The organism is Pseudomonas psychrophila HA-4, assembly GCF_000282975.1.
Classification (GTDB): domain Bacteria; phylum Pseudomonadota; class Gammaproteobacteria; order Pseudomonadales; family Pseudomonadaceae; genus Aquipseudomonas; species Aquipseudomonas psychrophila_A.
On sequence record NZ_ALJC01000134.1, the window covers coordinates 1 to 8,205 of the forward strand.

The following is an 8,205-nucleotide window of genomic DNA, read 5'->3' on the forward strand; positions in this document are numbered from 1 at the left end:
CCCTGCCCCCGTATTCAAAAACCTCCCCCCCCCGCCCCTCGCAAGCGAGGGGAGCCTCGGGTCGCCGAGTGCTCGGGAGGCTGGGACGAAAAGCTGTCCCAACCTCCTGTCGCTGAGACTTGGGTCGCTACGATCTATCAAGCCGTACGCTTCGCCCGTGCCTCCGTTCGACGGGACGATAGAACTGTCCCGACGAGCCGGGGGCGCGGCAGCTTGACAGCTCTACGCTGAGAGCAAAAATCAACCGCCCCATAAAAAAGAGACAGCTCTGGACGGCAAAGCCCCCTGAAAGATTTGTCACTCCTAAGGCGTCGCGGCCCTGTCTTCGAACCTTCAGAGATTGATCGAAAGATGAACCAAGTGTGATCGAGGGTCATAGCGCATCAGTGCGAGCCATCTCACAAGGTCCGACCGCTTCCCATTTTCAATGCATAGGCGCAATATGCGGCGAGATTACATAGGTTATTTAACTTGCATAAGTTGCTCGCCTTGCATAAATTCTCTGTGTGGCTTACATAAGCGCAGTAACTTCAATAACTGATGAGGGTTGCACAAATGATCCTGGTGCTCGGTGGCGAGAAAGGTGGCAGCGGGAAAAGCTGCATCGCACAGAATCTAGCCGTATGGTTGCAACGGAAAGGGAATGATGTGTTGTTGCTGGATGCCGACCCACAGGGAACGTCAGTTGATTGGGCTCGTGAGCGAGAACAGAACCCAAATCTGCAGGATCTACAGGTTGAGTCAGCCCATGGCGACATTCGGAAGACGCTCCTCGATCGAGCTAAGCGGTATGAGGCAATCGTCGTGGATGCCGGCGGTGCTGACTCAGTAGCCTTGCGTTCCGCACTTACTGTCGCCACACATGCACTTCTTCCGTTTCGGCCTAAGCGGCGCGATCTGAAGACCCTTGCACATGTGGAGGAGTTGATTACGCTGGCCAAAAGTGTAAATCCTGAGCTGGTGGCCCGTGCGATCGTAACTCAGGCCCCGGCCCTACCGAGCCAGATCCAGCGGATCCTAGATTCGAAAGAAGCTTGCACAAGCTATGGTCTTGAACCTCTCCAGGTATTCACGACAGCACGTAACGTTTATGACGATGCCGACGAAAATGGCTCCTCTGTACTTGAGGTTGGAACCGACTTACGAGCTGTTGAGGAAATCGAAATGATCGCAAAAGAGCTCTGGGGGGATAAGTAATGGGTGTTGGTAATTTGCGTAAAGGAACAGCGAACCTAGCGGCAACATCACCAGCGGCAGACGAGTTCATCAACGCCGCAAAGATCGATGGCAAGAACGGGGTAGTGGCCGCTAAGCCAGCACTGTCGAAAGTCTATAAACGAGTCACCTTTTCCCTGACCGACGAGCTTGACAAAGAGATCGACCGTCTCAGCCTGGTTCCGCATGGCTTTCGTGCTACTAAATCTGATGTGATTCGAGCGGCTGTCGCATTCCTTGCTGCGCAAGGCGACGAAGAGGTGTCCAAGCTCTTGAAGGACGTTCAGCAAAAATAGCTTATGCAAGCCGCATAAGCAGAATCACTTCGGCAAGTTACATAAGCTTCATATGCCTATCCTCCCTAAGTGCGAGATTGCAACCATGCAACTTTAGGTGCTCCAATTATTGAGTGACAATCAACCGGCAAGGGTATCCACACCCCGGTGTCAGATGAGCCCTCGCAAACTCAACTGCCAGAATCATGGCAGTTTCACCACTGCCAAAACTGGATCCAAAATACGGATATGGACGTAGGAGAGCTAATAGAAAAGGCTAGAGATCAACGTAGACGCGAGCGGTACGAGGAAGCAGTAATTTCTGCCAAAGCAGCCACGGTCCAGGATACCGACAATGCTGATGGCTGGTGGCTTCTGGCACTCAACAATATTTCCCTAGGCAGGAAAGAGGCTGCCCTAGAAGCTCTCAAGGAAACCAACGACAAAGCCCCATCGATGTTGGCTTTGATTCGATCCAGATTGCACAGGGGCGCTACAGCGTAGCCGGTCAGATGTTTCCTGAAGACATTTGCCTAGTTAAGGACGATCGTTCTACCAAGGACACACGACTCGACCTTGTTTTTGCTAAGAACTGCGTACTACCTACCAAAGGGAAGCGCACCGTTGAGATCGCCAAGACCATCGTCAAAGGCTCTCGTGACGCCATCACCATCATGGTCGTTGAAGGACCATCCGAAAAACATTCATCGACCAATAAGCCGATTGGAATATTGGCTATCACCGGTGAGCAAATTAGCCGTGACCTTCTTCGCGACACAGAGGTGGATCTGACCTTCGAAATGTCGGAGTCACGAGATTTGACGGTGTCCGCCTACCTGAACGGTACGGGACAGGAGTTCTCTCAGGTCTTCAAGGGCCAGGCCCGCCACGTCGATACCCGCTTGTTGGCCACCGAGGTGCTTCAGCTCGAAACGAAGATCCAGACAGAGATTGAGGACGCTCAGGCGAACCACAACCATGATGGCGCAGCTAAGTTGGAGAAACTGAATGACGAACTCCAGTCGCTTATCGTTGAGAGCGCATCGCTTTCTAGCGATGACGTGACCGACGATCGCTTCAAGCTCGAAGACAAGAAGTGCAAGATTGCTCAAGGGATTTTTGAGCTGACAGCATCCAAGCGGATCGATGCTGCAAAAGCAAACTATCTCCAGGTCAAGTCCGATACGGCCTCCATGGTTCAAGAGTCGGGCAACGATCGCGAGCGGCATCAGCTGAAGGAAATCCTGGCGCGAGAGGAGTTGCATATCCACTCAACCAACCCAGAGCGTATTGACGCTGCGACGAGCGAATTGCAGCGCCTTCACTTCCAAATCCTAGCTCGCCAGCCCGACTTCCTAGTTGGTATGTTCCAGCATCTGGAAGAGATACGGCCGACCATGAACGATCAAGCGCAGGCCAAGCAACTTATCGACCATGGACGCCGGCTGGTTGCGACCAAGAACTGGGACGATTTGCGTGATGTAAATGGTCAATTGTGGATGCTTGTTCCCGATACCGAGCGCGCGGAGGAAGACGTGCGCCTCTATACCGGCATCGTTTAAGCAACGCCCTTTGCGGCGGGTCTCACTGGCCCGTCGCTCCACCACTATCGGGATTTGGGGAGCAACGGAACAGAAAGTGCACTTAAGCCCTACCAGCGTCGTTCAGTACCTTCTTCCCAGGCATCCTGTCATTTTCAGAAGTCGATTGCACTACTGAGTAGACCAGCTCCGCACCCACTGGCGTCCAGCAGTCGCAAAAAGTCCACTGGGTGGGCTTTGCTGGGACATTGCGCTAATTATCTATTGAGGCAACGCACGGTATAGCGTGGCTCGATGCACCCCCAAAAGACGTGCAAGGTTATGCCTGGACACCAGGCATTCATAGCCAAGAACAAATCGAAGGTTGGCGCAACGTCACCGATGCCGTACATGCCGCTGGCAGCATCATTTTCGCCCAGCTCTGGCACGTCGGCCGGGTATCGCACATCTCGCTGCAGCCTAATGGTGCCGCGCCAGTAGGGGCGAATAGAGAAAACGGAAAAAATCGTACGCTAAGGTTTTCCGGGCAGCCTTAGCGGCCGAAACTTCCCGTCCTCCAGCCTGCGGCTCTGCCGCCAGACATAATCGCCGGTCAGATTGATGTGCTCCCACCCCAGCGGCGACAGGTATTGCAGCAGCTCACCATCCACCGACTTCCCCGCATCGCCCATCGCCTGGGTGGCGCGCTCCAAGTACACCGTGTTCCACAACACGATGGCGGCCGTCACCAGGTTGAGGCCACTGGCCCGGTAGCGCTGCTGCTCGAAGCTCCGATCCCTGATCTCGCCGAGGCGGTTGAAGAACACCGCCCTGGCCAGGGAGTTGCGGGCTTCGCCCTTGTTCAGTCCAGCATGCACGCGCCGGCGCAGCTCGACGCTTTGCAACCAATCGAGGATGAAAAGCGTGCGCTCGATCCGGCCCAGCTCGCGCAGGGCCACGGCCAGGCCGTTCTGGCGCGGATAGCTGCCGAGCTTGCGCAGCATCAGCGAGGCGGTGACCGTGCCCTGCTTGATCGAGCTGGCCAGGCGCAGGATGTCGTCCCAATGGGCGCGGACGTGCTTGATGTTCAGGGTGCCGCCAACCATTGGGCGCAATGTCGGGTAGTCCTGGACGCTATTCGGAACATACAGCTTGGTTTCTCCGAGGTCGCGGATGCGCGGTGCGAAGCGGAAGCCCAGCAGGTGCATCAGGGCGAAGACATGATCGGTGAAGCCAGCCGTGTCAGTGTAGTGCTCCTCGATCCGCAAGTCGGACTCGTGGTACAGCAGACCGTCGAGCACATAGGTAGAGTCGCGCACGCCGACATTCACCACGCGGGTGCTGAACGGTGCGTACTGGTCGGAGATGTGGGTGTAGAACAGCCGCCCCGGCTCGCTGCCGTACTTCGGGTTGACGTGGCCGGTGCTTTCGCCTCGACCACCCGCCCGGAAGCGCTGGCCATCGGAAGAAGAGGTCGTGCCGTCGCCCCAGTGAGCGGCGAAGGTATGACGGTACTGGTGGTTGACCAGCTCGGCCAGGGCCGCCGAGTAGGTTTCGTCTCGGATGTGCCAGGCTTGCAGCCAGGACAGCTTGGCGTAGGTCAGGCCGGGGCTCGACTCGGCCATCTTGGTCAGCCCGAGGTTGATTGCATCGCCCAGGATCGCTGACAGCAGCAATGTCCGGTCTTTGGCCTCGGCACCGTCCTTCAGGTGTGTGAAGTGGCGGCTGAAGCCCGTCCAGTCGTCCACGTCCATCAGCAGTTCGGTGATCTTGATGCGCGGCAGCAAATGGCTGGTCTGGTCGATCAGCGCCTGCGCGGTATTGGGCACCGCGGAATCCAGCGGGGTGATCTTCAGCCCGGACTCGGTGAGGATGGCATCGGGCAGCTCGTTGTCCTTGGCCAGGCGGGTGACGGTGGCCAGCTGCTCGTCCAGCAGCTGCAAGCGCTCTTCCAGGTACTGGTTGCTGTTCGGGTTGATCGCCAGGGGCAGAGCCTGCGCATGCTTGAGCGCGGCGAACCTCTCTGCCGGCAGCAGGTAGTCGTCGAAGTCGCGGAACTGCCGCGAGCCCTTGACCCAGATGTCACCGGAGCGCAGCGCGTTCTTCAGCTCGGACAGGGCGCAGATTTCGTAGAAGCGCCGGTCGAGGCCTTCCGGGGTTATCACTAGCGGCTTCCAGCGCGGCTTGATGAAGGCGGTGGGCGCATCGGCCGGCACCTTGCGCAGGTTGTAGGCGTTCATCTCGCTCAGGGTCTGCACGGCTGCCAGCACGCCTTGCGCAGCCGGGGCAGCGCGCAGTTCCAGCACCTCCAGCAAGGCCGGCGTGTAACGGCGCAGAGTGGCGAAGTTCTCGCCGACCAGGTGCAGATGGTCGAAGCCTTCCGGCCGGGCCAGCAGCTCGGCCTCGCTGACGCTCTCGGTGAACTCGTCCCAGGGAATCACCGCCTCAATGGCGGCATAGGGATCGCTACCGCTTTCCTTGGCTTCCAGCAGAGCCTGGCCGATCTTCGAGTACAGGCGCACCTTGTCGTTGATCGCCTTGCCCTGCTTCTGGAACTGCTGCTGATGCTTGTGCTTCGCGCTGCTGAACAGCTTGACCAGGATACGGTCGTGCAGATCGACCAACTCATCAATCACCGTCGCGGTGCTCTCCAGCACCACGGCGGCCAGGGTCGCGTAGCGTCGCTGCGGCTCGAACTTGCCGAGGTCTTTGGGCGTCATCTGCCCACCCTCGCGGGCCAGCTTGAGCAGGCGGTTCTGGTGGATGTGTCGGCCCAGGCCTTCGGGCAAGTCCACCAGCTGAAATGTCTTCAGCCGCTCGATGTGTTCGAGCATGTGGCGGGAGTTCGGTTTCAGCGGTGCCTGTCGCAGCCAGGTCAACCAGGTGATGCTGCTGCCGGCCTTGAGCTTCAACAGCTCGTCCAGCTTGGCCCGATGCGAGTCCGTGAGTGGTTCGACCAGGGCGCGGTAGACTCGGCGATTGGCCCGCGCAATGGCCTCCGAACAAGCTCGATCAATTACGCTCAACGCCGGCAGAATGCGCCGCTTCTGTCGCAGGCTCTCCAGGGCCTGACCGGCCAGCAGTAAGCCCTTGTCGGTCTGCTGGGCCAACTCGGTCAGCTCGCGCACCAGGGCGCGGAAGTCGGACAGGCCGAACGGGGCCAGTTGTAGGTAGGTGCGCAGTTCCTGGGCGTGCTCGCGGCGAGTCACGTCGCGTTCGCCGTACTTCAACCAACTCGCCGGGTCGGCCTGAACTTGCTTGGCCACCCACTGGATGACCGGCTCGGGCGGCTCGCTGTCGGTGCCCAACGCATAGCCGGGGTAGCGCAGCAGGCTGAGCTGCACCGCGAAGCCCAGGCGGTTGGCGTCGCCGCGCCGCTGGCGGATCAGCGACAGGTCGGAGTCGTTGAAGGTGTAGTAGCGGATCAGGTCATCCTGGCTTTCCGGCAACGCAAGCAAGGTGTCGCGCTCCGTAGCCGAGAGAATCGAGCGACGCGGCATGGTTCAGTCGTCCTTGCGAAGGTACTGATAGAGGGTTTCTCGGCTGATGCCGAACTCGCGGGCGAGCTGCGCCTTCGGCTCGCCCGCAGCGGCCCGCTGCCGCAGCGTGATGGCTTGCTCGTCGGAGAGGGCTTTCTTGCGGCCCCGGTAGGCACCGCGCTGCTTGGCCAGGGCGATGCCCTCGCGCTGCCGCTCGCGAATCAGGGCGCGCTCAAACTCGGCAAAGGCCCCCATGACCGACAGCATCAGGTTGGCCATCGGCGAGTCCTCGCCGGTGAACACCAGGCCTTCCTTCAAGAACTCGATGCGCACACCGCGCTGGGTCAGCTTCTGCACCAGGCGGCGCAAATCATCGAGGTTTCGTGCCAGGCGATCCATGCTGTGCACCACCACGGTGTCGCCTTCGCGAACGAAACCGAGCATGGCCTCCAGCTGGGGACGCTGGGTGTCCTTGCCCGAGGCTTTGTCGGTGAACAGCTTGCCGACCTCGACCTGTTCAAGTTGGCGTTCCGGGTTCTGGTCGAAGCTGCTGACCCGGACGTAACCGATGCGTTGTCCCTGCAAGATGCCTCCATGGGCTGGATGGGCGGCAGGGCTTGCGTTGGTTTTTGGTTCCATTGCGCCCGAAGCCTTGAATTTGTCAGGCTGAAATCTATGACCTTGGCAAGCATGTGTCAAAGAATGTGAAAGCGGACTCTATTCTGACGGCGTGATGCGCCTTGCCTGACATCCAGTTTGTCGTTTTCAGAAGACGGCTGCACTGAACGTCAGAAGCCGACTGCACTATAGCAGCGGAGGGGTTGGATCCATCAGGCAACGACGGGCTGCTGCCGGCCATCAGCGGACGCAGGGAGGACTTTCCGCAACCGGCCGTTCGATGCGGCACCGATGGCCTTCGCGCAGGGGTAGTGAATCCGCCAGGATTGACTTGCGCTGCCCTACCTCTCACTAGTGAGGGGCGGCAGCGCATCAAGCGGTGAGCGCACTCCGGCACCGCCAACTTTCAGCACATGCGTGTAAATCATCGTCGTAGAGACGTCGGAATGGCCGAGCAGATCCTGCACGGTTCGAATGTCGTAACCGCTGCGGAGCAAGGCCGTCGCGAACGAGTGGCGGAGGGTGTGCGGTGTGGCGGGCTTCGTGATGCCTGCTTGTTCTACGGCACGTTTGAAGGCGCGCTGAAAGGTCTGGTCATACATGTGATGGCGACGCACGACACCGCTCCGTGGATCGGTCGAATGCGTGTGCTGCGCAAAAACCCAGAACCACGGCCAGGAATGCCCGGCGCGCGGATACTTCCGCTCAAGGGCGTCGGGAAGCGCAACGCCGCTGCGGCCCTCGGCCTGGTCCTTCAGCCACCATGCCCGTGCACGCGACAGCTGCTCGCGCAGGCTGGGTGCCAAGCTCTCGGGTAACATCAAGGCCCGATCCTTGGAGCCCTTGCCCTCCCGCACGATGATCGTGCCGTGATCGAAATCCAGATCCTTGACCCGCAGTTGCAAACCCTCACTGATCCGCATGCCCGTTCCATACAGAAGCTGGGCGAACAAACGATGCTCGCCTTCCAGAAAACCGAGGATGCGAACCACTTCATCCGGGGTCAGCACCACCGGCAAGCGCCGCGACGGCCGAGGTCTTCCGATCTCCTGAAGCCAGGGCAGATCCGTGCACAGCACCTTGCCGTAGAAGAACAGC

6 protein-coding genes and 1 pseudogene are annotated in these 8,205 nt (G+C 59.3%); 4 read left to right on the plus strand and 3 right to left on the minus strand.

What is annotated here, in order from left to right; translation table 11 throughout:
• Positions 1 to 555 precede the first annotated feature (555 nt).
• The 4 genes and pseudogenes from B347_RS0123390 to B347_RS26485 form a co-directional block, all read left to right on the plus strand.
• A complete protein-coding gene (locus B347_RS0123390) occupies positions 556 to 1,197 on the plus strand; it encodes an AAA family ATPase (protein ID WP_019412121.1) in 642 nt (213 codons plus the stop codon).
• Positions 1,197 to 1,511: a ribbon-helix-helix domain-containing protein gene (locus B347_RS0123395; protein ID WP_019412122.1), complete on the plus strand. Its 315-nt coding sequence runs from the start codon at positions 1,197 to 1,199 to the stop codon at positions 1,509 to 1,511. Before B347_RS0123390 ends, B347_RS0123395 begins: the two co-directional genes overlap by 1 nt.
• A gap of 347 nt (positions 1,512 to 1,858) precedes the next feature.
• Positions 1,859 to 3,052, plus strand: coding sequence for a hypothetical protein (locus B347_RS0123405; RefSeq protein ID WP_141232298.1), 1,194 nt, complete (start codon positions 1,859 to 1,861; stop codon positions 3,050 to 3,052).
• Positions 3,053 to 3,345: 293 nt separating this feature from the next.
• Positions 3,346 to 3,519, plus strand: a pseudogene (locus tag B347_RS26485) (alkene reductase); the annotation flags it as partial.
• Positions 3,520 to 3,543: 24 nt separating this feature from the next.
• Here the strand turns inward: B347_RS26485 and B347_RS0123410 are convergent.
• From B347_RS0123410 to intI1, 3 genes are all read right to left on the minus strand, one after another.
• Positions 3,544 to 6,510 carry a Tn3 family transposase gene (locus B347_RS0123410; protein WP_003090772.1) on the minus strand — a complete coding sequence of 989 codons (2,967 nt, stop codon included), beginning with the start codon at positions 6,508 to 6,510 and terminating at the stop codon, positions 3,544 to 3,546.
• Positions 6,511 to 6,513: 3 nt separating this feature from the next.
• Positions 6,514 to 7,074 carry a recombinase family protein gene (locus tag B347_RS0123415; RefSeq protein ID WP_003090771.1) on the minus strand — a complete coding sequence of 187 codons (561 nt, stop codon included), beginning with the start codon at positions 7,072 to 7,074 and terminating at the stop codon, positions 6,514 to 6,516.
• A 374-nt stretch (positions 7,075 to 7,448) separates the two neighbouring features.
• Positions 7,449 to 8,205 (minus strand): class 1 integron integrase IntI1 (intI1, locus tag B347_RS0123420; RefSeq protein WP_019412126.1); only part of this gene is annotated, 757 nt, incomplete at its 5' end.

What these genes read in the sequence shown, in the direction of transcription:
- B347_RS0123390 (WP_019412121.1), top strand. Translation starts at nt 556, where the DNA reads ATGATCCTGGTGCTCGGTGGCGAGAAAGGTGGCAGCGGGAAAAGCTGC.
- B347_RS0123395 (WP_019412122.1), top strand. Translation starts at nt 1,197, where the DNA reads ATGGGTGTTGGTAATTTGCGTAAAGGAACAGCGAACCTAGCGGCAACA.
- B347_RS0123410 (WP_003090772.1), bottom strand. Translation starts at nt 6,510, where the DNA reads ATGCCGCGTCGCTCGATTCTCTCGGCTACGGAGCGCGACACCTTGCTT.